The sequence below is a fragment of the Qipengyuania flava genome (genome assembly GCF_019448255.1).
In the GTDB taxonomy this organism is placed as follows: Bacteria; Pseudomonadota; Alphaproteobacteria; order Sphingomonadales; family Sphingomonadaceae; genus Qipengyuania; species Qipengyuania flava_A.
In genome coordinates this window covers 111,195-136,612 of record NZ_CP080410.1, presented here as the reverse complement: position 1 = coordinate 136,612, position 25,418 = coordinate 111,195, and the positions used below count along the sequence as shown (strand labels likewise).

Below are 25,418 nucleotides of genomic sequence, written 5' to 3'. Positions count from 1 at the left end.
TCAGACTCGACTCTGTTTTCCTGAATGACGATTAACCAAAAAGGCCCCAAGCGCTGGAACGCTTGAGGCCTTGATGTGAACCGCGACTGATCCGCGGTGACTAGCTAGCAGGCGATCAATGTCGCCAATTGTGCGCTGTGTCAACGCGTGTCAGTCGGATTGAAATGGATATTCGACTATGCCGATGCAAAGAAAAGCAAGCCCCACCGTCACACGTGAAATGGCGGCGCACATCCGCTTCCTCGTCAATAAGCAGGGCCTCTATCAGCACCAAGCAGCTGCACTCCTCGGGATTAATCCCGGGCGAGTGAATGAAGTGATGAAAGGGCATAGGTTTCCCGATGAGCCACCGGCCCAGAAATCTTTCCCGTTCTGAGTTTGGGTGCGGAGGCGTCATTGACGTCTCCGCACCACTGCGCCGCAATATGCGCGGCGCGACTTTCTAGCCGGCTGGCTGGCGCAGGTATTTGAACATGTAGGGGACGTAATCGGCCTTGCCGATGGAAAGGCCCGCCTGCCGCAGGATCGCGTAGGCCGCGTTCGTGTGGAAATAGAACTGCGCAACCGCCCAGTCGCGCACATACTCCTGCATCGACAAATCGAAGGTCATGCCGTTGGGAATCTTCATCTCCAGCGGCGCGTCCTCGTCGGGAAAATCGAGCGCGGCGGCCTCTTCCACGCGCTTGCGGGCCTCGGCGATCAGGGCGCGGGCCTCTTCGAACGTCGCCGGGTCTTCTTCGCGGCTGGTAAACTTGATCAGCCCGAGCCGCTCCAGTGCTTCGCCGGGCATGTTCGCGAGGAACCGGATCTGCGTGGAAAGCGGGTGCATGTCTTCGGCCAGTCGTGCACCGAGCAATTCGCCTGCCTTTTCGTGGTCCGCCGCCTTGGCAACCAGCCCGTCGAGCGTCGCCAGCATATTGGCGTGCGTCGTCAGCAGCAGCGTCTTCATATCCATCGTCCAGACATCCTTCCCTAGTCGCGGATCAGCGCCCGCAGCGCTTCGATCCGGTCGGCCTCATGCGCCGGTTTGTCCCAGCGGATGCGGTGGATGCGCGGGAAGCGCATGGCAAGGCCCGATTTGTGCCGCTTGCTTTCGTGCACGCTGTCGAAGGCGACCTCGAACACCAATGTCTTCTCCGTTTCGCGCACCGGGCCGAAGCGGTTGACCGTGTTCTGGCGTACGTGGCGGTCGATCTTCTTCAGTTCCTCGTCGGTGAAGCCCGAATAGGCCTTGCCGACCGGAAGAAGCTCGGCGCCCTTGTCCGGATCGCCGTTCCAGCAGCCGAAAGTGTAGTCGGAAAAGAAGCTCGAGCGTTTGCCCGAGCCGCGCTGTGCATACATCAGCACGCAGTCGATCAGCAGCGGATCGCGCTTCCATTTGTACCAGTAGCCCACGCGCCGCCCGGCGATATAAGGGCTGTCCTTGCGCTTGAGCATCAGTCCCTCGATCGCGTCTTCGCGGCTGCCCTCGCGGATTTCGGCCAGGTGAGCGAAGTCGCGTGCCTCGACCACCGAACTGATATCGAAGTGGCTATCGGGCAGGCGCGCCATAAGCGCCTCGAGCCGTGCGCGCCGGGCGCTCCACGGCTCTTCGCGCACATCCTCGCCCTCGATCAGCAACGCATCATAGAGGCGCACGAAGGCCGGGTATTCAGTGAGCATCCTCTTGCTCACGGTCTTGCGGCCGAGCCGCTGCTGGAGCGCGTTGAAGCTGGCCGCACCGCCCTCTTCGCCGCCTTGTGTCGATCCGCGCACCAGGAGCTCGCCGTCAAGCACGGCCGGGAAGGGCAGGGCATCCAGCAGTTCGGGGAAGGTGGCCGAGATGTCGTCCCCACTGCGCGAATAGATCCGCGTCTCACCGCCAGCCCGGACGATCTGCACGCGGATACCGTCCCATTTCCACTCGGCCGCATAGTCGGCGAGGTCGACTTCTGTGTCCTCCAGCGGATGGGCGAGCATGAAGGGCCGAAAAGTGGGCAGGTTCTCGATATCCGGCGGGTCTTCCCCTCGCGCGGCCCAAGCGAACAGCGGTTCGTAGGGCGCATCGAGCCCGTGCCAATACTCCTCGACCTCGTCGACCGAGACATGGAAGGCCTGGGCGAAGGCGGTTTTTGCAAGGCGGCTGGACACCCCGATCCGCATTCCCCCGGTGGCGAGCTTGAGCAGCCCGTAGCGGCCCGAAGCGTCGAGGCGGTCGAGCAGCTTGGGAAGCTCGTCCAGCACACTCTTGCGAGTCATGGCTGCCAGCGCGTCGACTGTCTCCGCAACGCCGGGCGGGTCGGGTTCGCTGTCCGGTGAAGGCCACAGAAGGCTCGCTGTCTCCGCCGTATCGCCGACGAAATCGCGGCTAAGCGTCCAGAGGACGGGGTCGACCCGGTCCTTCAAGAGGTTGCGGATGGTCGAGCTTTTCACCGCCGGAAAGTCGAGCCCGTCGGCAAGCGCCGCGAGCGCCCACCCGCGGTCGGGATCGGGTGCCGCGCGCAGGTATTCCGCGATCAGCCGCAGCTTCTCGTTGCGACTGCGGGTGTAGACCAGCGCGTCGATAAGGGCGGCGAAGTCTTCCATCAGCCCAGCGCCTCAAGCTGGGTGGCGAGATCGGGATTGGCCGTTTCGTAGGCGCGCAGAGTGGCTTCAGCCCAGTCGCGCATGGCCGCCGCGTGCTGCGCCTCGTCCATCTCTTCCGGAAGGCTCCCGGCAGTGATCGCGAAAGGCGCATGGCTTGGCGGGGGCGGCCAGCTGTCGTGCGTGTCTGCGAGGCGCCGCAGAAGGGCATAGCGGTATTCGGGCAGACGGCCCTGGCGCAGCACCGCGTGAAGCCCGGCAAGGTGGATCCACACGGATTGCCGGGCGCGTCGTTCGTCGTGATCGCCGGGGTGCTGCGCGGCAAAGGCATCGACCGAAAGATAGTGCGTTTCCATCAGGACGGCCGATCCGTACTCGCGCGCCATGATGGTGTTGAACGCGCGCCAGCAGGCGGCAGAGGAGTGCATGTAGGCGTGCGACGGCCCCTCCTCGGGCGACGCCTCGTATCCGCAACCGGGGCAGGCGAGGGGCTCAGTCATCCTCGTCCTCATAGCCGACCAGCGCCAGCGCGCGGGCGCGGCGCTGGTGGAGCTGGCACCAGCGCAGCAGCGCATCTTCGCGGCCATGGGTGATCCAGTTCTCCTGCGCGCCCACTTCCTCGATCGTGCGGGTGAGCTCGCCCCAATCGGCGTGATCGGAGATGACCAGCGGCAGCTCGACATTGCGCTGGCGCGCGCGCTGGCGGATGCGCATCCAGCCCGAGGCCATGGCCGTGATCGGATCGGGCAGGCGGCGGCTCCAACGGTCGTTAAGGGCACTGGGCGGGCAAACCACGATATGGCCGCGCATGGCATCCTTGTCGGCGTCCGCCACCAGGCGCAATTCGCCAAGGTCGACCCCGTGCTCTTCATAGAGCCGGCACATCTTCTCCATCGCACCGTGGAGGTAAATCGGCTGGCTGTGTCCCGCTGCGCGAAGCTCGGCGATCACCCGCTGCGCCTTGCCCAGCGCATAGGCGCCGACGAGGACGCAGCGGTCCGGGTGCGCGGCGAGCCGGTCGAGCAGCTTCGCCATTTCGTCTTCTATTGGCGGGTGGCAGAAAACGGGCAGGCCAAAGGTCGCCTCGGTGATGAAGATATCGCAAGGCGTGACTTCAAAAGGCGGGCAGGTCGGGTCCGCGCGGCGCTTGTAATCGCCAGTGATGACGACCCGCTCACCTGCGTGTTCGAGCAGGATCTGCGCGCTGCCGAGGACATGGCCGGCCGGAATATAGGTCGCATCGACGCCGCCGGGCAGGCGGATTGTTTCGCCATATTCGACTGGCGTCGCTCCGTCGCGAGTCGCGTAGCGCAACTCCATGATTGCCAGCGTTTCGGGGGTCGCCACGGTTTTCCCATGGCCGCCGCGCGCATGGTCGGCATGACCATGGGTGACGAGGGCCTTGTCCACCGCGCGACTGGGGTCGACCCAGCAGTCCGCCGGTTCGACATAGATCCCGTGGGGTTCGGGCTTGATCCAGGAAAAGGGCGCGCGGGGCATTGCCTAGCGAAACCCGCGGCACCGGCGTGCGGTTCCGCTTGGCGCGCGCAAAGCGCCTGCTATGACCGGGCCGATGGTCAGCGGCGATACCTCCGGTACAGGTGGCAAGGGCTCGGTCCTCCTTGTGTCGCACAGCTACGGCTATGGCGGCGACCTCATGTATTACGGCGAGATCTTTGCCGCCCTGCGCGCGCTCGAGCCGGGCCTGGCGGTTGCCGTGGACCGCTCGGTCGCGTTCGAGAATCCGCGCGGGCTCGACCTGCGCCCCCTCTACCGCCGCCGCTCTATCGAGATGCCCTCGCGCAGTGGATACGCGCGCGCGGTGCACGCGGCATCGCCGACCCTGGCGGCGCGGGTAGCTGCAGCGGCTCCCGAAGTGCTGGTGGCGATCGAATTTACTCCGATTTCCTTGCTGGCGCTGTTCGGCTCGCTTTCCTCGCGGGGCACAAAGCGGGTGCTGCTGGTCGAATCCGATCCATCCGGGAGGGGCGGTAGTGCCTCGCCCGCCGTGCTCGCCTTGAAGCGCCGCGCCGTGCGGCTGGTCGACAGGATTCGAACCAACAACGAGGGCGGTGCGCGCTATCTCGTCGATACGCTCGGTGCCGATAGCGCAAAGATCGATGTCGGGCCCTACCTCACCTCGCGCCCGCCCGGTCCGGCGGCCGAGCCGGCGCTACGGGAGGGGCCGCTACGCCTTCTGTTTGCGAACAGCCTGACCCCGCGCAAGAATCCGCAGGCGCTGATCCAGGCGCTAGCGCTTCTGCCATCCGAGCTGCGCGATCGGGTCCAGCTGACCTGTGTTGGGGATGGACCCGAGCGCGGCGTGCTCGAAGTAGCCGTGCGCGAGAACGGACTGGCGGGGTGCGTCACCTTTGCTGGCCACAGCCGGTATGGCGAGCTCGGACGGTATTACTCCGAGGCGGACGCCCTCGTGAACCCGACGCAGCTCGATTACCGCTCGCTTTCGAGCTTCGAGGGCCTTGGTTATGGCCTCGCCTTGCTGGTGTCCGACAAGGACGGGGCGGCAAACGAAACCGTCATCAAGGGGGAGACGGGCTACACCTTTTCGCCCGACGACCCACAGGAGCTTGCCAACCGGATAGCCGGGCTGGCGAGCGATCCCGAAGGAACGCTCGCCCTACGCCGCAACGCGCTCGCGCTCTACGACGCGCGGTTTTCGGTCGAACGGGCCGCGGCGAATATCGCCGCAACCATTGCGCAGGCGCGCGGCGCTTAGCCTTCGCCCTTGTCGCCGCCGGCGGCTGCGTCGTCCTTGCCGGCTTCCGGCTTCTTGGGAGCCGCCTTCTTCGGCGCAGCCTTCTTCTTCGCGGCGGCCTTGCGGGCCGGGCGCTTCTGGGCCTTGGGCGGGGCGGGGGTGAGTTCGAAGGCGGGTTTGCCGTCCTTCATCGTCACCGAAACCTCGCCGCCATCGGCCAGCTTGCCGAAGAGGAGCTCTTCCGCCAGCGGCTGCTTGATCTTTTCCTGGATCAGGCGGCCCATCGGGCGGGCCCCGTAGAGGCGGTCGTAGCCCTTGTCGGCCAGCCAGGCGCGCGCATCCTTGTCGAACTGGATGTCGACATTCTGCTCGGCCAGCTGCAGTTCGAGCTGGAGGATGAACTTGTCGACCACGCGGGCGACGGTTTCCTTGCCGAGATAGCCGAAGGGCACGATCGCATCGAGGCGGTTGCGGAATTCCGGCGTGAACATGCGCTTCACCGCGTCCTCGCTCGCGTCTTCCTTGCTCACATCGCCGAAACCGATGCCCTGACGCGCCATGTCGGCAGCGCCGGCGTTGGTGGTCATGATGAGCACGACGTTGCGGAAGTCGACGGTCTTGCCGTGGTGGTCGGTCAGACGGCCGTTATCCATCACCTGCAACAGGATGTTGAACAGGTCCGGGTGCGCCTTTTCGATTTCGTCGAGCAGCAGCACGCAATGCGGGTTCTGATCGACCGCATCGGTCAGCAGGCCGCCCTGGTCGTAACCGACATAGCCCGGAGGCGCGCCGATGAGGCGCGAAACGCTGTGGCGCTCCATATATTCCGACATGTCGAAGCGCTTCAGCTCGATGCCCATGATGCTCGAAAGCTGGCGGGCGACTTCGGTCTTGCCGACGCCGGTGGGGCCGGAGAAGAGGAACGAACCGATCGGCTTGTCCGGATCGCGCAGGCCTGCGCGGCTGAGCTTCATTGCGGTCGACAGCTTGTGCACCGCCGCGTCCTGGCCGAAGACGACGTGTTTCAGGTCGCGTTCGAGGTTCTCGAGCGCCTTCTTGTCGTCCTTCGACACCGACTTGGGAGGGATGCGCGCCATGGTCGCGATCACGGCCTCGATCTCGCGCGCGGTGATCTTCTTCTTGCGACGGCTGGGCGGCACCAGCATCTGCATTGCGCCGACCTCGTCGATCACGTCGATCGCCTTGTCGGGCAGCTTGCGGTCGTTGATGTAGCGTGCCGACAGCTCGACGGCCGTCTTCAGCGCGTCGGCGGTGTAGGTTACCTTGTGGTGATCCTGGAACGCGGTCTTGAGGCCCTTGAGGATCTTGATCGTATCCTCGACAGTGGGCTCGTTCACGTCGATCTTCTGGAAGCGGCGCAGCAGCGCGCGGTCCTTTTCGAAGTGGTTGCGGAATTCCTTGTAGGTGGTCGAGCCGATGCAGCGGATCGCGCCACTGGACAGCGCGGGCTTCAAGAGGTTCGAGGCGTCCATAGCACCGCCGCTGGTTGCGCCGGCACCGATGACCGTGTGGATTTCGTCGATGAAGAGGATCGCCTCGGGCATGCCTTCAAGCTCGTTGACGACCTGCTTCAACCGTTCCTCGAAGTCGCCGCGATAGCGCGTGCCGGCGAGCAGCGCGCCCATGTCGAGCGAGTAGATCACCGCGTCCTGAAGCACTTCGGGCACTTCGCCCTCGACGATCTTGCGCGCGAGGCCTTCGGCGATGGCGGTCTTGCCGACGCCGGGATCGCCCACATAGAGCGGGTTGTTCTTCGAGCGGCGGCAGAGGATCTGCACCGTGCGGTCGACTTCGGGGCCGCGGCCGATCAGCGGATCGATGCGCCCGTCTTCGGCCTTCTGGTTGAGGTTGACCGTGAACTGGTCGAGCGCGGTTTCCTTCTTGCCCTTCTCGCCCGGCTTGTCCTCGCCCTGCGCTTCGGCGCCTTCCGCGCCTTCGGGCTGGCGGTTCTCGATCTGCTTGCCGCCCTTGCCGATGCCGTGGCTGATGAAGCTCACCGCATCGAGCCGGCTCATGTCCTGCTGCTGGAGGAAGTAGACGGCGTAGCTGTCGCGTTCGGAGAACAGCGCCACCAGCACGTTCGCGCCCGTCACCGTGTCCTTGCCCGAGGACTGCACGTGCAGGATGGCGCGCTGGATGACGCGCTGGAAACCGGCGGTCGGCTGCGGGTCGGCGCTCTCGTCCGATTGCAGCGACTGGTATTCCTGTTCGAGATACTGCTTCACCACCGCGGTCAATTCGGTGAGGTCGACGCCGCAGGCGGTCATCACCTGGGCTGCGTCCTCATCGTCGATCAGCGCCAGCAGCAGGTGCTCGAGCGTGGCGTATTCGTGCTTGCGCTCGCCCGCATCGGTCAGCGCGGCGTGGAGGGTCTTTTCGAGATTGGCGGCAAAGCTGGGCATTCACATGTCTTTCTTGGCGGGCTCGCAGGAGGCGAGCAGAGGACAGCCTATGGGCCGAAGGTTAGCCAAAGCTGTATGCAGCAGCGATATGGGTGCGGAGGTGGATTTTTTCAGCCCCCGCATCGCCAACTATTCCTTTCGTCCGAACAACGCTTCGGCCGCGTCGCGATGCGCGGCGGCCGAGAGGCGGTGTTTTTCGACGCGGGCGATTTCGGCCTTGAGCAGCGCGATGCGCTCTTCCAACTCGTCTTGCGAATAGGGGCCGAGGTCTTCGGTTGCGAGCTTGCTCGCGGCATCGCCCTTGAGGCGCGGACGATCATCTTCATCCATCGAAAGCCAATGTCGCGCGGATGGCCGGTTGCTGTCAACGGGTACCAGCGGTATTGCACTGCAACGTGGCCCTGACGCCACGCCGGCAGACCAGCGACTGGGGGCTCGAGTGGCAGAGAATTTGCCCGATACGATGACGGCCATGGGTTTCGACAATCCGGGGGGGCCGGATGTCCTGCGCCCTGAAACGCTTCCCTTGCCCGAACCGGGCGCCAACCAGGTCCTGATCAAGGTGGCCTACGCCGGGATCAACCGGCCCGATGTGATCCAGCGGCAGGGCTTCTACCCGCCCCCGCCCGGCGCCTCGCCGATTCCCGGGCTTGAGGTGTCGGGCACGGTGGTGGCGGTCGGCGAAGGAACGCCGCCCGAAATGCTCAACCGCCGGGTCTGCGCGCTGGTTTCGGGCGGGGGTTACGCCGAATACTGCCTCGCCCACGCCGCGCACTGCCTCCATGTTCCCGAAGACATGCCGCTCGACGTCGCGGCGGCGATTCCCGAAACGCTTTTCACCGTGTGGCACAATGTCTTCGAACGCGGCTGGGCGAGCGATGGCGACAGCCTGCTCGTCCACGGCGGAACGAGCGGCATCGGCACCATGGCAATCCAGCTCGCCAAGGCGTTCGATATCGCAGTCATCGCCACCGCCGGTTCGGACGAGAAATGCGAAGCCATCCGCGAACTCGGCGCGGACCTTGCGGTCAATTACAAGACGCAGGACTTCGTCGAAGAGGTGAAGGGTTTTACCGGCGGCAAGGGCGTCAACGTCGTGCTCGACATGGTTTCGGGCGATTATGTCGCGCGCAACATGGAATGCCTCGCCGAAGACGGACGCCATGTGACCATTGCCGTGCTGGGCGGGCTCAAGGCCGAGATCAATATGGCGACCGTCATGCGCAAGCGCCTCTCGCTCACCGGCTCGACGCTGCGCCCGCGTTCAGACGAGTTCAAGGCGCTGCTCGCCGATGAAATCTACAACCACGCCTGGCCGCTGTTCGAGGATGGCAGCATCGCCCCGGTGATGGACCAGACCTTCCCGCTCGCCGAAGCCGGCGCCGCGCACGCGCGGATGGAAGGCGGCGATCACATCGGCAAGATCGTGCTGGAAGTTGCCGGTGGCTGACCTCACGCTCCACGAGGATCCGCGCAGCGGCAATTGCTACAAGATCAAGCTGACCGCGGCGCTGGTCGGGCTGCCGCTCGAAACCCGCCAGTACGATATCCTTGCCGGCGAAACGCGCACGCCGGAGTTTCTCGGCAGCGTCAATCCCAACGGCCGCATCCCGGTCCTGCAGATCGGTGCGCGCTTCCTGCCGGAAAGCAACGCGGCCTGCTGGTACCTTGCCGAAGGCAGTCCGCTGATCCCGGGCAACCGGTTCGACCAGGCGGACATGCTGCGCTGGATGTTCTTCGAGCAGTACAGCCACGAGCCCAACATCGCGACGATGCGGTTCTGGCTGCATTTCGTTGGCGAGGCCAAGCTTTCGCCCCAGCAGAAAGCGCAGATGATGGCCAAGCGCATCGCGGGATGCGAAGCGCTCAAACTGATGGACGGGCACCTGGCGCAGTCCGGCTGGTTTGTCGGCGATGGTCCGACGCTCGCCGACATTGCGCTGTTTGCCTACACCCACGTGGCCGAGGACGGGGGCTTCGCGCTCAGTGACTATCCGGCGGTGGAACGCTGGATCGAGCGGGTAAAGGCGCTGCCCGGTTTCGTGGCGATGGCCTGACCCGCAACCGTCGCAATGTCCCTGTTTCGTCACGGCTTTGTGAATCGCACGTAACATTCTTGCGCCATGGGTTGCTTCCGAACTCTTTCGGGGGCCACGCTCATGAACGACCTGCCCAAGCACTTCGACGCTGCGCACAAGGTTGCCAGTTTCCCGTCGATCAAACCGTCCGTACCCGAGCGCACCACGGGTGAACGCAAGCGGTACCGCACCATCTGGATCAGCGACGTCCACCTCGGCACCAAGGGGTGCAACCACGAGCTGCTGATCGATTTCCTCGACCATACCGACAGCGACACCATGTACCTCGTCGGCGACATCATCGATGGCTGGCGACTGAAGAAGAAGTTCTACTGGCCGCGCGAACACAACGACATCGTCTGGCGCATCCTCAAGCGTGCGAAACGCGGCACGCGCATCGTCTACATCCCGGGCAATCACGACGAGATGGTGCGCCCCTTTGCCGGCATGAATTTCGGCGGGGTCGAAATCCAGCGCGCCGCCTTTCACGAGACCGCGGACGGGCGCCGCCTGATGGTCCTGCACGGCGACGAGTTCGATACGATCATGCTCGCCCACCGCTGGCTCGCCTTCGTCGGTGACGCGCTCTACCACGTGATGATGAAGCTCAACAATTGGGTGGCCGGCGCTCGCAAGCGGCTCGGCCTGCCCTATTGGTCGATCTCCAAGGCGGCCAAGCATAAGGTCAAGAACGCGGTCGAGTTCATCTCGAAATACGAGGAAGTGGTTGCCCGCGCTGCGGCCGAACGCGGCGTCGACGGGGTGGTGTGCGGCCACATCCACACCGCCGAAGCGCGCACCTTCACGCATGAAGGCAAAGAGGTCGAATACTGGAACGACGGCGACTGGGTCGAAGGGTGCAACGCCTTGGTCGAGCATTTCGACGGGACGATGGAGATCCTCAACTGGCCGGAGGAAGTCGCGCGGCGCGAAACCCGGCGCATTGACGCCACGAAACGGGTCCCGGAGGCCGCGTGAGCACCAACTTTCACGCCGAACAGCCCTTCACCGTTCCGCAGCGGATCGCCATCGTGACAGACGCCTGGCTCCCGCAGATGAACGGGGTGGTGCGCACGCTCACCACGACCTGCGAGCAACTGCGCGAGCAGGGGCACGAGGTGATGGTCGTCTCGCCAGACCAGTTTGCTTCGCTGCCGTGCCCGACCTATCCCGAGATCAGGCTCGCGCTCACAAGGCCGGGCGCGGTTGCCGGTCGCCTGCGCGAATTTTCGCCCGAGGCGATCCATATTGCGACCGAAGGCCCGCTCGGCATGACGGCACGGCGGTACTGCGCGAAGCACGGCATTCGCTTCACCACCGCCTACCACACGCAGTTCCCGGATTACCTTGCCAAGCGCACGCACCTGCCGGCCGAATGGTTCTGGCGCTACATCCAGTGGTTCCACCGTCCGGCGAAGCGCGTGCTGGTCGCGACCGAGAGCATTTGCGAGGAGCTGCGCGCGCATGGCCTCACCCAGCTGCACCGCTGGAGCCGCGGCGTCGATCTGTCCTGCTTCACGCCGGACGCGCCGCCGCCGCCCGAATTCGCCGACCTGCCGCGCCCGATCCAGCTCTATGTCGGGCGCGTCGCGGTGGAGAAGAACATCGAAGCCTTTCTCGAGGCCGACTATCCCGGCAGCAAGGTGGTGGTTGGCGACGGACCATCGCTCGCCTCGCTCAAGGCAAGATACCCTGAAGCGCACTTTCTCGGGCGCCGCTCGGGCCGCGCGCTGGCGGGGTGCTACGCCGGGGCCGATGTCTTCGTGTTCCCGAGCAAGACCGACACCTTCGGCCTCGTCATGATCGAAGCGCTCGCCTGCGGGACGCCGGTCGCCGCTTTCCCGGTTGCGGGGCCGCGCGACATCGTGACGCTCGATGTTGGCGCTATGAGCGAGCACCTGGACCGCGCGATTGCCTCGGCGCTCTATTGCAACCGGCAGGCCTGTGCAGAGTACGGGGCAAGCTTCAGCTGGTCGGCAGCTACCGGACAATTCCTCAGCGGCCTTGCTGCCTTCGAGCCGGTCGAACTGCCCGCCGCCTAGCGAAACGCTTGCCGAATCCGCTCCCCTCGCCTACATCGGCACGATAACGGCCGTCCCGCGAGGGGCGGCCCTTCTATTTTCGGATACGAGAAAAGGCATATTCATGGCCGACCAAGTCAAACCGCTGATGCCGCATGCGACCGCCACCTGGCTGGTCGACAACACCGGCCTGTCGTTCGAACAGATCGCCGAATTCTGCGGCCTGCACATCCTCGAAGTCCAGGCCATGGCCGACGACCTCGCGGGCAGCAAGTACACGGGCCGTGACCCGGTGCACTCGGGCGAACTGACGCAGGAGGAGATCGAGCGCGGCCAGGCCGACAGCGAGTACCGCCTGAAGATGCAGCGCGCACCGGTCGCGGTCAGCCGCACCAAGGGCCCGCGCTACACGCCGGTCTCCAAGCGCCAGGACAAGCCCGATGGCATCGCCTGGATCCTGCGCAACCATCCGGAAATTTCCGACGCGCAGATCGGCAAGCTGATCGGCACCACGCGCAACACGATCACGGCGATCCGCGAGCGCAGCCACTGGAACATCCAGAACATCCAGCCCAAGGACCCGGTCACGCTGGGCCTGTGCTCGCAGCGCGAACTCGACGCCGTGGTCGCCAAGGCGGCCAAGAACATTCCGGTGAGCGAAGACGGCGAAGAAGCGCCGGTTGCCGCAAGCGGCACCAGCGATCGCGAGAAGCTGATCGAGGAACTGCGCGCCGAACGCGATGCTAACGAAAAGGCCGCTGCCGAAGCCGCTCAGGAAGCCGAAGCCGCTGCCTGGCTCGAAGCCAAGCGCGCCTCGGAAGAAGCCGGCGAGACGGACGAAACCGACCCGGCCTGATCCGCTTTCGCAACAGGATTGGAAAGGCGGGAGAGGCACGGCGCTTCTCCCGCCTTTTTGCTTGCGTTTAGAGAGCAATGCGCCATGCTACTGACATGGATGTAAATAGCTACGCGTACAACCATCCCACCCCTTGGGATGCGCAGTTCGAACCGGCGAGCCTGCCGGACATGCTGGCGGCGACAACCGCCCGCAATCCGGACGCGCCGTTCCTGCATTTCCTCGGGCGCACCTTCACCTACCGGGACATCCACGCGGAGGCTCGGGCCTTCGCTGCCGGGCTGATTGCGCACGGGATCGAGCCGGGCGACCGCGTCGGCCTGTTCCTGCCCAATGTGCCGATCTACGCCTCGGCTTATTACGGCGCGATGCTCGCCGGAGCGATCGTGGTGAACTTCTCGCCGCTCTACACGGTCGAGGAACTGAGCTGGCAGGTCGCCGATTCGGGCACCCGCCTGCTGGTGACCGTCGACGTTCCGGAGCTCTACGCGACTGCCGCGCAGGTTCTCGAAAGCTCGCAGCTCGAAACACTGGTCGTCGGCTCGCTCGGCGATGCGCTTCCCTGGCACAAGGGCCTGCTCTTGAAGACGCTCGGCCGCAACAAGATTGCCAAAGTGGCCTTCTCGGACACGACGCTTGCCTGGCGCGACACGCTTGCCGATCCGGCAAAAGCTGCCTTCCCGCCAATCGATGCGGCAAATGATATCGCGTTGCTCCAGTACACTGGCGGTACGACCGGGCGGCCGAAAGGCGCGATGCTCGGCCATTCGCAGCTTTCGATGAACGCGCAGCAGACTGCGGGCCTCAACCCCTTTGGCGACCCGACGGGCGAGGTCTTCATGGGCGCGCTGCCCTTCTTCCATGTCTTTGCGAACACCGCGCTGCTCAACCACGCCATGGTGACCGGCGCCTCGATCGCAATGGTGCCGCGCTTCGAGGCCGGCGAAGTGCTGAAGACGATCGCCAAGTACAAGACAACCGGGTTTCCGGGCGTGCCGACCATGTTTCAGGCGCTGCTCGACCATCCCGATCTCGCCAAAACCGATGTCTCCTCGATCAAGGTCTGCATTTCGGGCGGCGCGCCCATGCCCGCGCCCGTGCACACCAAGTTCGAAGAGGTCACCGGTATCCGTGTGGTCGAAGGCTATGGCCTCACCGAAAGCTCCGGCGTGGTCTCGGCCAACCCTTATGAGGGCATGCGCAAGAAGGGGACGATCGGCCAGCTCGTGATGGGCACCGAAGTCATCTTCCTCGACAAGGAGGACGCTACGAAGCTTGCGCCCGAAGGCGAGCCGGGTGAACTGGCGATCCACGGGCCGCAGATCATGCGCGGATACTGGAACCGCCCCGACACCGATGGCGAGACCTTCGTGGAGCGGGATGGCAAGCGGTACCTTCGCACCGGCGATGTCGCGGTGATGGACGGGGACGGCTTCCTCGAGATCGTCGACCGCATCAAGGACATGATCGCGGTAGGCGGGTTCAAGGTCTTCCCGAGCCAGGTCGAGGACGTCCTCCTCGAAAACCCGGCGGTCAAGGAAGTGCTCGTGATCGGCCGGCCCGATGATTACCGGGGCGAGTGCCCGGTGGCCTACGCTGTCCTCAACGAGGGCGCCCAAGAGACGGCCGAGGAGCTCAAGGCCTGGCTCAACGCCCGGGTCGGCAAGCACGAGCGGGTCGATGAGATCGTGCTTCGCGAGGATCTTCCGCGCACGATCATCGGCAAGCTCGACCGCAAGGCCCTGCGCGCCGAAGTCCTGGGCTAAGGGCAAAAAGAAGGCCGCCGGCGCAGTTCGCGCAGGCGGCCCTCATCCCCTCCAAACTGTGTGGGTCAACCGGCGACCGTGATCTCCGGCTTGCCGGTTGCCGCGGCAGCCGGCGCTTTCGCCTTGGCATCGCGGTGGGCAAAGCGGCCTTCGACCTGCGCGCCCTGTTCGATGGTCAGCGCGTCGTAGAAGACATCGCCGGTGATCTTGGCGGTCTTGAGGATCACCAGTTCGCGCGCCGTGATCGAACCTTCGACGGCGCCGGCCAGGCGCGCGCTCTCGGCCTTGATTGCGCCTTTCACCGTGCTGGTTTCGCCCTGCACGAGCGACGAGCAGGCGATGTCGCCCTCGACGCTGCCGTCGATGTGAAGATCGGCCGAAGCCTTGATGTCGCCGGTGATCGCGAGATCCGAACCGAGGACGGAGAAAGTCGAGTTACCCTTGCTGGCCATGCGCTCTCGTCCCGAATTACTTGGCGCTGGCGAGCTGGGGAGCTCGTCGGATTTCTTCGAGAACATTGGGGGCTGTCTCCAGGAAGGTGCGCGGGTTTACCGCGCGATTGTTGATGCGCACTTCGAAGTGGAGGTGCGGGCCGGTCGAACGGCCGGTGTTGCCGATGGCGCCGATGCTGTCGCCGGCGGTCACGCGCTGGCCAACCTTGGCATCGAAACGCGACATATGCGCATAGCGCGTCATCAGGCCGTTGCCGTGCGTAATCTCGACGGTCTTGCCGTAGCCGCCCTTCCAGCCAACGAAGCTGACGCGGCCGGCTGCGGCTGCGCGGATCGGAGTGCCGATGGCGCCCTTGAAGTCGAGGCCCTTGTGCATGGCGCCGCGGCCGTTGAACGGATCGCGGCGATAGCCGAAGCCGCTCGAAATCATGTCCTTGTGCGCCGGGGTTACCTGCGGGACGCCGGCAAGGCCGTTTTCCAGCGCCGACATGCGGGCGATCGAAAGGCCCAGGCGTTCGAAGCGCGGGTCGATGGTGCCGTCGGCGTTGGTGACCAGCCGTTCAAGCGGACCACCCATTGCGGTGCGGTCGGCGTTACGGATCATGCTGTCCGGGTTGAGGCCGAGCTGCTTGAGAGCGGCGGCAGCGCGCTGGGCGCGCCAATCGGCATAGCGGGTGAGGCCTTCGACAAAGGCGAGCTGGCGCGCTTCGATGCGGGCAAGGGTCGAGGCTTCGGGGATCGAGGCGCTGACCTTGTCGACCGTTGCGGCGGCTTCGCTCGACGAATCGCTGACGTTCGAAACCGCTTTCACGTCTTCGGGCAGCGAGGCGACCATGTCTTCGATGAATTCCTGGCGCTTGACGAGGTCGGTGGCGACCGCGTCAATGTCTTCGCGGTAGGCGTTCACGCGCTCGGTCGCGGTGGCAACCTTGGCTTCGCGGTCGAGCAGCGACAGGCGGTCGGCGGTGGCGCGGTACTGCGTCCAGCCGGCAACGGCCATCGATACCGCCCAAACGACAAGCGCCGCCAGTGCAATGGCGGCGGCGGTCATCTGCACGCGCGAGGAGATGGTGATGAAGCGAACCTGGCCTTCCGACCGCATGAAAAATTCGCGGTCCGGGAACCAGCTACGCAAACGGTCCCCCCAGCCAGTGGTGGCAATCTTGTTGCTCAAAGCGACCCGTCCCTTTTGGTCTTTCACGTCCCGGAGAGAGCGCTAACAAAGGTTGGTTAGTAAATCGAATCGTGGTTCCCATAGAATCCACGAGTTGAAGCCTCAGCGGGACGAGTCGTTTCGTCGCGGCGTATCCTTCGAAGCCAGCCGGGAACCAAATGATAAGTTCTTGTTTACCAATGGTTTGCGATTCGCTCGCCTCCGGACCCTCAAGTCATTGTATAAATTCGACAAATCGGAAATGAGGCTGTTGTGAACGCTCCCAAGGCGCGAATCGGGCTGCTCGGAGGCAGTTTCAACCCGGCGCATGGCGGGCATCGTCGAATTTCGCTGTTCGTCGCCCGTGCGCTCGACCTCGACGAGGTCTGGTGGCTGGTCTCTCCTGGCAATCCTCTGAAGCCGAAGGCGGGCATGGCGCCGCTGGCGGCCCGCGTGCATTCGGCGATGGTCCAGGCGCGCCGCGCCCCGATCCGTGTCACCGCGATCGAGCGCGAGCTCGGCACGCGCTATACGGTCGACACGCTGGGAGCCCTCAAGCGCCGCTATCCCAAGCATGATTTCGTGTGGCTGATGGGGTCCGACAACCTCGCCCAGTTCCACCGCTGGCGCGACTGGCGGGGGATCGCGCGCAGGATGCCGATTGCGGTCATCGCCCGGCCCGGCTATGACGGTGCTGCAATCGCGAGCCCCGCGATGGCCTGGCTGAGGCGCTTTTCCGTGCCGCTGTCCAGCTTTGTGACCAGGGGCAGATGGAGCGCACCGGCACTGGTGACTTTGCGTTTCGATCCCGATGAACGATCGGCCACGGCCATTCGCCGCGCCGATCCCGATTGGGCCGAACGCTATTCAGGGCCGCCTCCAAGGGACCAGCTGACACATCGTGTGATACCGTCCGGGAAGGAAACCACCGCGCCATGATGCGCGTTGTCCCCTTCATGGCCCCTACCGCCCTTCATTCCAGGAGTACCGCATTCGCCTATGACACAGGCGCAATCAGGCCCGGCTGCAACCGGGACCGCATCGGCTCAGGTGATCGCCTTGGCTGACGCAAAGACCGACCCGCTTCTCGCGCTCGTCCTGCAGCAGCTCGACGACGACCAGGCGCAGGAGGTCGTGACCATCGACCTCGAGGGCAAGAGCTCTGTGGCCGATCACATGGTGATCGCCTCGGGCCGCTCGACGCGTCAGGTGGCCGCAATGGCCCAGAAACTCGCGGAAAAGGTCAAGCAGGCCGGTTTCGGCCCGGTGAAGCTCGAAGGGCTTCCGGCGGCCGATTGGGTCCTGCTCGATGCCGGCGATATCGTCGTCCACCTGTTCCGTCCCGAAGTCCGCAGCTTCTACAACCTGGAGCGCATGTGGGCCTTTGGCGACGCACCGCCGGTGGCCGGAACGGCGTAACTGTCTTTCGCTCGTGCATCCGCACGAGCGTCCTCGCTAGACGCGCAGCCTAGCTGCGCCCGCTGCGGGGCGGCCGCTTGGCCTTGCCGGCCCTCCACCGGGCCGGATGGAGGGCTGCATCGGGAGCGCAACCATTCTTCTCCACATCATCGCACGCGGAAAGATTGCCCGGTCGCCCGAGGCAGAGCTCGTCGCGCGCTATGAAAAGCGGCTGACCTGGCCGCTCAAGCTTACCGAACTGCCGGAAACCGGCGGGCGCATTCCCGATCCGCAGACGCCCTACAAGACCGTGCTGCTCGACGAGCGCGGGAAGGACCTTTCTTCCGAGAAACTCGCGGAAACACTCGAGCGCTGGCGCGACGATGGCATGCGCGAATGCCGCTTCGTCCTCGGCGCAGCCGATGGCCACAGCGAGGACGAGCGGCGTGAGGCAGACCTGCTGCTCGCTTTCGGCAAGGCCACCTGGCCGCACCTGCTGGCCCGTGCGATGCTGGCCGAACAACTCTACCGCGCGACGACGATAATTGCCGGCCACCCCTATCATCGCAGCGGCTGATCGGGCACAAAAGCGCCGATGAAACGCGGGCTTGCCCTTCTTGCCGGACTATCCGTTATCGGTCTGCTGGGCCTCCCCGCCATCGCGCAGGATCCGGTGCAGTTCGATACTCCCGAAGACGCGCGCGCCGCGCTCGATGCCGCGCGCCAGCAGCAGCGCAACGCACGCGCTCGCAGCGCCCAGCTCGAACAGCAGGCGGCCCGTTCGCAAGAAGCCTCGGAGAAAGCCCAGGCCGATGCCGCCGCGCTCGCTGCTCGCGTTCAACAGGCCGAAGCCGGGATCGACGCCGCAGAGGCGCGGCTGGGGCTCGCCAACTCGGAACGCCGCGCTCTCGACCGCGCGCTGGCGCAGCGCCGCACGCCCGTTGTGCGTCTGACGGCCGCGCTGCAGTCCATGTCGCGCCGCCCGCTTGCGCTCTCCGCGCTCCAGTCGGGCTCCCTGCGCGATCTCGTCTACACCCGCGCCGTGCTCGACAGCACCATCCCGCTCGTACGCGAACGCACTTCGGCGCTGCGCTCGGAACTGGACCGGGCGCGCGAGCTGGAGGCCGAAGCGGGCCAGGCGCTCGCCGATCGCCGTGAAAGCGAAGCGGCGCTGGCGCAGCGCCGGCGCGACCTTGTCGCCCTTGCCGAGCAAGAACGGCTGCGTGCGCGCCAGGCTGCCGGCGGTGCTGACCGCGAATCCCAGCGCGCGCTGGTGCTGGCCGAGCAGGCCATCGATCTCGATCAGCTGGTCGGCCGGCTCGAAGCCGCCGGCTCGCTGCGCGACCAGCTTGCCGCTCTGCCGGGTCCATTGCCCCGACCGGCCGATCCGACTGCCGCCAGCGTGTCCGCCACGCCTTCGCCGGTCGCCAGCGCCACCGAACCTCCGGCGCGTTACCTGCTGCCCGTCGCAGGCGAGATTATCGCGGGTTTCGGCGAAGCCGGGACCAGTGGCCAGCGCCAGGCGGGGATTGTCCTGGCCGCGCGCCCGTCGGCGCAGGTTGTCGCTCCTGCGGAAGGCCGCGTTGCCTATGCCGGACCCTATCGCGGCTTTGGCCGGATCGTCATCGTGGAACACGCCAACGGCTGGACCAGCCTCGTGACCGGGCTCGCCACGCTCGATGTCGCCGTCGGGCAGGAAGTGACCGCCGGCTCGCCGCTCGGTCTCTCGCCGCAGCAGCGGGGCGAGGTCACGCTCGAGCTGCGCGAAGGCGGCCAGCCCGTGAACCCGCTCGACCACCTGCGGTAATCCGTCGGTCGAAAACCCCTTCCATGGGCGGGGCAAACCATGCTCATCTGGCGTTAAGCGCGCAGACGCGATACTTTGCGCCCGCGCAATGGAGAGATCTTGCCGATGAAATTCGCTGCACTTGCCCGTTCGGCCGCCCTCGTCACAGCCGTGGCGCTGATCCCGGCGACCACCGCCAGTCTCGCGCAGGTTGATGGCCGTGCAGGCCCCGAATTCGCCCGCGTCCTTGCGGTCTACCAGCGGATTCAGGCGAATTACGTCGAACAGGTCGATGACGAGAAGCTCATGCGCGGCATGATCGATGGCATGCTGGCCTCGCTCGATCCGCACTCGGGCTATCTCGATGGCAGCGACCTGCAGCGCCTCGAAACCATGATCGACGGCAATTATTCCGGCCTCGGCCTTTCGGTCGTCGCGGAAGACGGCGCAGTGAAGGTCATCTCACCCTTCCGCGGCAGCCCGGCCGACAAGATGGGCGTGAAGGCGGGCGATTTCATCACGCACCTTGATGGCCGCCTGATCGTTGGCCAGACGCTCGACGAATCGGTGGCGCAGATGCGCGGCCGCTCGGGCACGTCGATCCAGCTGACCATCTTCCGTCCCGGCCGTGACGAGCCCTTCGATGTGACCGTAACGCGCGGCGTGATCGAACTGGAGCCGGTCACCTGGGAGCTGCAGGACGGCAACATCGGCCACATCATGATCAACGAATTCTCTCGCGATGTCGGCAGCGATGTCTTCACCGCGTGGGAAAGCCTGCGCAGCGAAGCGACTGGGCGCCTCAACGGCCTAGTGCTCGACCTGCGCTCCAACCCCGGCGGCTCGCTCGACGAAGCGGTTGCGCTGTCCGACCTGTTCCTGACCGACGGGCGGATCGTTTCGCAGCGCGGACGTGCGCGGGGCGAGAACATCACCTACGACGCCGAAACCGTCTTCCGCGGCGACATTGCCGAAGGGCTGCCCATCGTCGTGCTGATCGACGCCGGCTCGGCCTCGGCTTCGGAAATCGTCGCCGGCGCGCTTCAGGACCACCGCCGCGCGGTCGTCATGGGCGAACGCAGCTTCGGCAAGGGCAGCGTGCAATCGCTCCTGCCGCTCGGCCGGGATGCGGCATTGAAGCTGACCACGGCGCGCTACTACACGCCTTCGGGCCATTCGGTGCAGGAAGGCGGCATCAAGCCGGATATCACCGTGCCGCAGCTTTCCGACCCCGACCTCGCCCGCCGCTCGCGCTTCCAGATGCGCGAATCGGACCTGCGCGGCCACCTCATCAACGAACTCGGTATCGAGGACGAGGAAGTCGAGAAGGATTCGCGCGACGATCCGCGCTTCCAGCAGACCGCGGAAGAGCTGAAGGAAAAGGGCATCGAGGATTTCCAGCTGCACTATGCGCTCGAAACCCTTCGCCGCACCTCACCCAAGAGCATTGCCGCGCGCGGGAATTAAGCTAAATCCGGCGGCCATGAGCCTTACGCCCAACGCCCGTCTCGCCCGCACCCTTGCGCTTGCGGTGCCAGCCTTGCTGCTGGGCGGCGCCTATATCTCCGAATACGGCTTCGGCCTTTATCCTTGCGAGATGTGCTGGTGGCAGCGCTGGCCGCATTTCGCCGCTGTCGGACTTGCGCTGGTGGCCTTCGTGGCCCCGCCGCAGCGCGCCTGGACCGCGCTTGCGGGGCTTGCGATCCTTGTTTCGGGCGCAATCGGCCTGTTCCACGCCGGGGTCGAATACGGCTGGTGGCCGGGCATCACCTCCTGCGCGGTCGTTGCCGGAACGGGAACCGGAAACGCACTCGATACTATCATGAACACCCCGCTGGTGCGCTGCGACGCGCCGGCCTGGACGCTGTTCGGGATCAGCCTTGCGGGGTACAATTTCCTTGTCTCCACCGCCGGCGGCCTCGCCGTGCTCGGGCTGCTCGCAAAGGACCGCCGCGCATGACCAAGGTGCCCGACCACATCGCCCGCATGATCCGCGTCGACCAGGCCGGTGAATTCGGCGCGACCCGCATCTATGCCGGGCAGCTCGCCGTCATGGGCGACCGCGGGCCCGATTCGGCCGAAATCGCCGGAATGGCTGAACAGGAGGCCGGCCACCGCGAGAAATTCGATGCGCTGATGGCGCGCCGCGGGGTTCGCCCGACCGCCTTGCAGCCCTTCTGGGACCGCGCCGGTTTCGCGCTTGGTGCCGTGACGGCGCTGATCGGGCCGGAGGCGGCCATGGCCTGCACCGCGGCGGTCGAGACCGAGATCGACGAACATTACTCCAAACAGCTCGACCAGCTGATGGAGAGCGGCGAAGATCCCGAACTTGCCGCGATGATCGAGGAATTCCGCGAGGACGAACGCGAACACCGCGATGCAGCTCTGGCCGCCGGCGCCGAACGCGCGCCCGCCTATCCGCTGCTCTCGGGCATCATTCGCCTGGGGTGCCGCGCCGCGATCCGCATTTCGGAGCGTGTCTGACGGGAACCGCAAGGGCCCGCAGCGCGCTTCATTAAGAGTTCACCCCGGCAGGCGCTTAATGCCCGCCACCCAATACGCTCCCGAGAGGACGACGATGTCGAAACCGCTGATTGCCCTTTCCGCCCTGGCCCTTGCGCTTCCCGTGCAGGCTTCGGCGCAGGAAACCGTCGATACCGGCGATGACAGCTACAACATGGTCATCGTCTACGGCGACGACGAATGCCCGCAGAGCACCGAGGAACAGATCGTCGTGTGCGCGCGCAAGGCGGAGAACGAGCGTTATCGTATCCCGGAGAACCTGCGCTTCTCTGACAGCCCCTCGAACCAGTCCTGGGCCGAGCGTGTTGAACGTTTCGAGATGGCCGGGGCTTTTGGCACCATGTCCTGCTCGCCTGTCGGCTCGGGCGGAGTGACCGGCTGCACGCAGCAGATGATCAACGACGCCTACGCCGATAAGGAAAACAACGCCGGGGTCCGCTTTGCCGAGATCATCGCTGCAGAACGCGCCAAGCGCCTCTCGACGATCGACGAGGAAGCCGCCGCCGAGCAGGAGCGCGTGGAGATGATCGAGCGCGAATACATGGAGCGCCTCGAACGCGAGCGCGCGGCTGAAACGCCGGGCGAAGAGGCCCTGCCGCAGCCCGACAGCGGCAACGGTCCGGGATAGTATATCGCCGCTTAACCCTTTTCGGCTAAGCCCGCGGGCATGGCCGCAACCCGCAAAATCCTCACCGTCTTCGGCACCCGTCCCGAAGCGATCAAGCTCTTCCCGCTCGTCCACGCGCTGGGCGCCGATCCGCGCTTCGAGAGCCGCGTGTGCATCTCCGCGCAGCATCGCGAGATGCTCGACCAGGTGCTGGCGATTGCGGGGGTCGAACCCGACCATGATCTCGACCTGATGACCCCGGGCCAGACGCTCGATGCGCTCACGGCGCGCGCGCTGGTCGAAATCGGCAAGGTGCTCGACAAAGAACAGCCCGACTGGGTGGTGGTGCAGGGCGATACGACGACCGTGATGGCGGGCGCCATTGCCGCCTATTACCGCAAGATCCCGGTCTGCCATGTGGAAGCCGGCCTACGCAGCGGCGATATCTACCATCCCTGGCCCGAAGAGGTGAACCGCCGGGTGGTGGGCAGCTTTGCCGCGCTGCATTGTGCGCCGACCGAAACTGCCCGGGATGCCTTGCTCAAGGAAAACACCGATCCCGAAAGCGTGCACGTCACCGGCAACACGGTGATCGATGCGCTGCACTGGGTGACGAAGCGGGTGGCAGAGGAGCCGTCGCTCGCTTCGGGCCTCGCCGAACTGGAGCAGCGGTTCGCGGGCAAGCGGATCATCGGCATGACCAGCCACCGCCGCGAAAACTTCGGCGAGGGCATGCAAAATATCGCCAATGCGGTTAAGGAAATTGCCTCACGCGATGACGTTGCAGTTATCTTCCCCGTCCATCTCAACCCCAATGTGCGCGCCGTCATGAACGAGCAGCTTGCCGGGCTCGACAATGTCGCGCTGATCGATCCGCTGGATTACCCGCACTTTGCGCGCCTGCTCGACATCAGCCACATCATGCTGACCGACAGCGGCGGCGTGCAGGAGGAAGCGCCGGCGCTGGGCAAACCGGTTCTCGTCATGCGCGAGACGACCGAACGGCCCGAGGGTGTCGCGGCGGGCACCGCCAAGCTGGTCGGCACTGACGCCGATACGATCGTGCGCGAGACCAACCGCCTGCTCGACGACGAAGCGGCCTATTCGGCCATGGCGAAGGCGCACAATCCTTTCGGCGACGGCCAATCCGCCCAGCGCATCGCGGACCTTCTCGCGACGGCGTGATCCGGCCCGCATCGCGGGGCGGCAAGGGCAATCGCCCGCCCGCAGGGGTGGCCCCGAAGGGGTCGGGCCCCCGGAGGATAGCCAAGGCTGCGGATGCAGCCGCCGGCGCTTAAGGCCAAAAGAACGGCGTTACTGTAAAATTTACCGACAGGCGTTAGAACGCGCTTCCGAAGGTTCGAAGGAAACACATTTCATGCGTGGTGACACCAAGCCCGACGTCTGCGTCATCGGCCTCGGCTATATCGGCCTGCCCACCGCCGCGATCATCGCGCGCGCGGGCTGCCCTGTGCACGGCGTCGATGTGACGCAAAGCGTGGTCGACACGATCAACCGCGGCGAAATCCACATCGAGGAAGTCGATCTCGACGGCCTCGTCCAGGCGGTGGTCCAGCGCGGGTTGCTGAAAGCCTCTACGGAGGTGGCACCGGCCGACGTCTTCGTGATCGCGGTGCCGACGCCCTTTGCCAAGGACGGCAAGCACACGCCCGACACTTCTTATGTAATGAGCGCGGCGGAAAAGGTCGCTGAGGTGCTGAAAAAAGGCGACACGGTCATCCTCGAATCGACCTCGCCCGTCGGCACAACCGAGGCAATGCGCGATGCGATCGCCGCAAAGCGCCCCGATCTCGCCATGCCGGGCCTTACCGATGGCCAGCCCGACGTGAGCCTCGCCTATTGTCCGGAACGCGTGCTGCCAGGGAAGATCCTCGAGGAACTCACGCATAACGACCGCTCGATCGGCGGCATCACCCCGCGCTGTGCTCGCAAGGCGCTCGCCTTCTACAAGCGTTTCGTGAAGGGCGAATGCGTCACCACCGATGCGCGCAGCGCAGAGATGACCAAGCTCGTTGAAAACGCCTTCCGCGACGTGAACATCGCCTTTGCCAACGAGCTGTCGATGATCGCCGACAAGCAGGGGCTCGACGTGTGGGAAGTCATCCGCCTCGCCAACCGCCACCCGCGTGTGAACATCCTCACGCCGGGCCCGGGTGTCGGCGGCCACTGCATCGCGGTCGATCCGTGGTTCATCGTCCACGGCGCGCCGGATGAGGCAAAGATCATCCGCCAGGCGCGCGACACCAACGATGCCAAGATGCACCACGTGCTCACACGCGCAAAGGTGCTGATCGACGCGCATCCGGATGCGAAGGTCGCCTGCCTCGGCCTCGCCTTCAAAGCCAATATCGACGATTTCCGCGAAAGCCCCGCGCGCTATGTCGCCGCCAGCCTCGCGCGCGAATACGGCGACCGGATCCAGGTGGTCGAACCCTATGCCGGCGAGCTGCCCAAGGAATTCGACGGCACTGCGGCCGAACTGGTCGATATCGACACCGCGCTCGAGGAATCGGATGTCCTCATCACGCTGGTCGATCACGATGTCTTCAAGGTGATCCCGCCCGAAGAGCGTGCCGGCAAGGCGGTCTACGACACCCGCGGCATCTGGCCAGACGTGGCCTGAACTCCGCTACATTCCCGGGTAGCGTCCGAACTCCGGCAGGTCCGCCAGATTGCTCATATAGGGCAACCGCTCCGCCGTCTGGATTTGTGCGCCGGGGGTGTGTCCTGCCGCGTCGTCAAGCGTTGCAGACTGGATGTCGACAAGTCCGGGCAATGCGGTTTCATTGATGAAGTAGAGACCGGTGCCGCAGGTGCCACAGAAATGGCGCCATGAGTCTCCCGAGGAATTGTAGGCAACAGCCTCGCCCTTGGTGATACGGAAACTCTCCGACGCGTAGGCCATCCACGCAGTCGCCGGAGCGCCGGACGAAGCGCGGCAATCCGCACAATGACACAGCGCATGATGCGCCGCTTCGCCTTCGACCGCGTAGCGCACGGCGCCGCACTGACATCCACCTTCAAGCATCGCTCTCTCCCTGACTCGAAGGGAACGT

At 65.3% G+C, this 25,418-nt stretch carries 26 protein-coding genes; 17 read left to right on the top strand and 9 right to left on the bottom strand.

Annotated elements, in window-relative coordinates; genetic code table 11:
- Nucleotides 1-442 precede the first annotated feature (442 nt).
- The 4 genes from KUV82_RS00710 to KUV82_RS00695 are packed head-to-tail and all read right to left on the bottom strand — an operon-like array spanning nt 443 to nt 4,062.
- A complete protein-coding gene (locus KUV82_RS00710; protein ID WP_219955002.1) occupies nt 443-955 on the bottom strand; it encodes a DUF1993 family protein in 513 nt (170 codons plus the stop codon).
- 17 nt (nt 956-972) lie between these two features.
- The gene (locus KUV82_RS00705; RefSeq protein WP_219955001.1) at nt 973-2,565 is read right to left on the bottom strand and encodes a cisplatin damage response ATP-dependent DNA ligase; all 1,593 of its coding nucleotides are present in this window, start codon (nt 2,563-2,565) and stop codon (nt 973-975) included.
- Complete coding sequence (locus KUV82_RS00700) at nt 2,565-3,062, bottom strand: DUF5946 family protein (protein ID WP_219955000.1); 498 nt, start codon at nt 3,060-3,062, stop codon at nt 2,565-2,567. The genes KUV82_RS00705 and KUV82_RS00700 overlap by 1 nt, the downstream gene beginning before the upstream one ends.
- On the bottom strand, nt 3,055-4,062 hold the full coding sequence (locus tag KUV82_RS00695; RefSeq protein WP_219954999.1) for a ligase-associated DNA damage response exonuclease: 1,008 nt from the start codon (nt 4,060-4,062) through the stop codon (nt 3,055-3,057). Before KUV82_RS00695 ends, KUV82_RS00700 begins: the two co-directional genes overlap by 8 nt.
- A gap of 61 nt (nt 4,063-4,123) precedes the next feature.
- Between KUV82_RS00695 and KUV82_RS00690 the strand changes: the two genes are divergently transcribed.
- Nucleotides 4,124-5,299 carry a glycosyltransferase family 4 protein gene (locus KUV82_RS00690; RefSeq protein ID WP_219954998.1) on the top strand — a complete coding sequence of 392 codons (1,176 nt, stop codon included), beginning with the start codon at nt 4,124-4,126 and terminating at the stop codon, nt 5,297-5,299.
- Here KUV82_RS00690 and clpA read toward each other — a convergent pair.
- A complete protein-coding gene (gene clpA / locus KUV82_RS00685; RefSeq protein WP_219954997.1) occupies nt 5,296-7,701 on the bottom strand; it encodes an ATP-dependent Clp protease ATP-binding subunit ClpA in 2,406 nt (801 codons plus the stop codon). The two genes, KUV82_RS00690 and clpA, sit on opposite strands and share 4 nt — an antisense overlap.
- 129 nt (nt 7,702-7,830) lie before the next feature.
- A complete protein-coding gene (locus KUV82_RS00680; protein ID WP_219954996.1) occupies nt 7,831-8,031 on the bottom strand; it encodes a DUF1192 domain-containing protein in 201 nt (66 codons plus the stop codon).
- A 133-nt stretch (nt 8,032-8,164) separates the two neighbouring features.
- Here KUV82_RS00680 and KUV82_RS00675 point away from each other — a divergent pair, with 133 nt between their 5' ends.
- The 6 genes from KUV82_RS00675 (at nt 8,165) to KUV82_RS00650 (ending at nt 14,422) form a co-directional block, all read left to right on the top strand.
- Nucleotides 8,165-9,151 (top strand): NAD(P)H-quinone oxidoreductase, encoded by a 987-nt coding sequence (locus tag KUV82_RS00675; RefSeq protein WP_375541245.1) that lies wholly within the window; start codon nt 8,165-8,167, stop codon nt 9,149-9,151.
- Nucleotides 9,144-9,758, top strand: coding sequence for a glutathione S-transferase family protein (locus KUV82_RS00670; RefSeq protein WP_219954995.1), 615 nt, complete (start codon nt 9,144-9,146; stop codon nt 9,756-9,758). Before KUV82_RS00675 ends, KUV82_RS00670 begins: the two co-directional genes overlap by 8 nt.
- Nucleotides 9,759-9,860: 102 nt before the next feature.
- Nucleotides 9,861-10,757, top strand: a complete 897-nt coding sequence (locus KUV82_RS00665; protein WP_219954994.1) for a UDP-2,3-diacylglucosamine diphosphatase — start codon at nt 9,861-9,863, stop codon at nt 10,755-10,757.
- A gap of 77 nt (nt 10,758-10,834) precedes the next feature.
- Nucleotides 10,835-11,821 (top strand): glycosyltransferase family 4 protein, encoded by a 987-nt coding sequence (locus tag KUV82_RS00660; RefSeq protein WP_219956159.1) that lies wholly within the window; start codon nt 10,835-10,837, stop codon nt 11,819-11,821.
- A gap of 103 nt (nt 11,822-11,924) precedes the next feature.
- Entirely contained in the window at nt 11,925-12,656 is a 732-nt protein-coding gene (locus tag KUV82_RS00655; RefSeq protein ID WP_219954993.1) for a DUF1013 domain-containing protein, read from the top strand.
- Nucleotides 12,657-12,751: 95 nt separating this feature from the next.
- Nucleotides 12,752-14,422 carry a long-chain-fatty-acid--CoA ligase gene (locus tag KUV82_RS00650; protein WP_219954992.1) on the top strand — a complete coding sequence of 557 codons (1,671 nt, stop codon included), beginning with the start codon at nt 12,752-12,754 and terminating at the stop codon, nt 14,420-14,422.
- Nucleotides 14,423-14,487: 65 nt separating this feature from the next.
- Here the strand turns inward: KUV82_RS00650 and KUV82_RS00645 are convergent, their stop codons facing one another.
- Nucleotides 14,488-14,874 (bottom strand): bactofilin family protein, encoded by a 387-nt coding sequence (locus tag KUV82_RS00645; RefSeq protein ID WP_219954991.1) that lies wholly within the window; start codon nt 14,872-14,874, stop codon nt 14,488-14,490.
- Between the two features lie 16 nt (nt 14,875-14,890).
- On the bottom strand, nt 14,891-16,048 hold the full coding sequence (locus KUV82_RS00640; RefSeq protein ID WP_375541221.1) for a M23 family metallopeptidase: 1,158 nt from the start codon (nt 16,046-16,048) through the stop codon (nt 14,891-14,893).
- Nucleotides 16,049-16,300: 252 nt separating this feature from the next.
- Between KUV82_RS00640 and KUV82_RS00635 the strand changes: the two genes are divergently transcribed.
- From KUV82_RS00635 to wecC, 10 genes are all read left to right on the top strand, one after another.
- On the top strand, nt 16,301-16,966 hold the full coding sequence (locus tag KUV82_RS00635) for a nicotinate-nucleotide adenylyltransferase (protein ID WP_219954990.1): 666 nt from the start codon (nt 16,301-16,303) through the stop codon (nt 16,964-16,966).
- A 60-nt stretch (nt 16,967-17,026) separates the two neighbouring features.
- The gene (gene rsfS, locus KUV82_RS00630; protein WP_219954989.1) at nt 17,027-17,446 is read left to right on the top strand and encodes a ribosome silencing factor; all 420 of its coding nucleotides are present in this window, start codon (nt 17,027-17,029) and stop codon (nt 17,444-17,446) included.
- Between the two features lie 133 nt (nt 17,447-17,579).
- Nucleotides 17,580-18,002: a 23S rRNA (pseudouridine(1915)-N(3))-methyltransferase RlmH gene (locus KUV82_RS00625; protein ID WP_219956157.1), complete on the top strand. Its 423-nt coding sequence runs from the start codon at nt 17,580-17,582 to the stop codon at nt 18,000-18,002.
- 18 nt (nt 18,003-18,020) lie between these two features.
- Nucleotides 18,021-19,232, top strand: coding sequence for a murein hydrolase activator EnvC family protein (locus tag KUV82_RS00620; protein WP_219954988.1), 1,212 nt, complete (start codon nt 18,021-18,023; stop codon nt 19,230-19,232).
- 105 nt (nt 19,233-19,337) lie between these two features.
- Nucleotides 19,338-20,678 carry a S41 family peptidase gene (locus tag KUV82_RS00615; protein WP_219954987.1) on the top strand — a complete coding sequence of 447 codons (1,341 nt, stop codon included), beginning with the start codon at nt 19,338-19,340 and terminating at the stop codon, nt 20,676-20,678.
- 16 nt (nt 20,679-20,694) lie between these two features.
- Nucleotides 20,695-21,171 carry a disulfide bond formation protein B gene (locus tag KUV82_RS00610; protein ID WP_219954986.1) on the top strand — a complete coding sequence of 159 codons (477 nt, stop codon included), beginning with the start codon at nt 20,695-20,697 and terminating at the stop codon, nt 21,169-21,171.
- Nucleotides 21,168-21,695: a demethoxyubiquinone hydroxylase family protein gene (locus KUV82_RS00605; protein ID WP_219954985.1), complete on the top strand. Its 528-nt coding sequence runs from the start codon at nt 21,168-21,170 to the stop codon at nt 21,693-21,695. The genes KUV82_RS00610 and KUV82_RS00605 overlap by 4 nt, the downstream gene beginning before the upstream one ends.
- 94 nt (nt 21,696-21,789) lie before the next feature.
- On the top strand, nt 21,790-22,362 hold the full coding sequence (locus KUV82_RS00600) for a hypothetical protein (protein WP_219954984.1): 573 nt from the start codon (nt 21,790-21,792) through the stop codon (nt 22,360-22,362).
- A gap of 39 nt (nt 22,363-22,401) precedes the next feature.
- Nucleotides 22,402-23,526, top strand: a complete 1,125-nt coding sequence (gene wecB, locus KUV82_RS00595; RefSeq protein WP_219954983.1) for a non-hydrolyzing UDP-N-acetylglucosamine 2-epimerase — start codon at nt 22,402-22,404, stop codon at nt 23,524-23,526.
- Between the two features lie 193 nt (nt 23,527-23,719).
- The gene (wecC, locus tag KUV82_RS00590; RefSeq protein ID WP_219954982.1) at nt 23,720-24,985 is read left to right on the top strand and encodes a UDP-N-acetyl-D-mannosamine dehydrogenase; all 1,266 of its coding nucleotides are present in this window, start codon (nt 23,720-23,722) and stop codon (nt 24,983-24,985) included.
- Between the two features lie 6 nt (nt 24,986-24,991).
- Here wecC and KUV82_RS00585 read toward each other — a convergent pair whose 3' ends face one another.
- On the bottom strand, nt 24,992-25,390 hold the full coding sequence (locus KUV82_RS00585) for a GFA family protein (protein ID WP_219954981.1): 399 nt from the start codon (nt 25,388-25,390) through the stop codon (nt 24,992-24,994).
- Between the last annotated feature and the right edge of the window lie 28 nt (nt 25,391-25,418).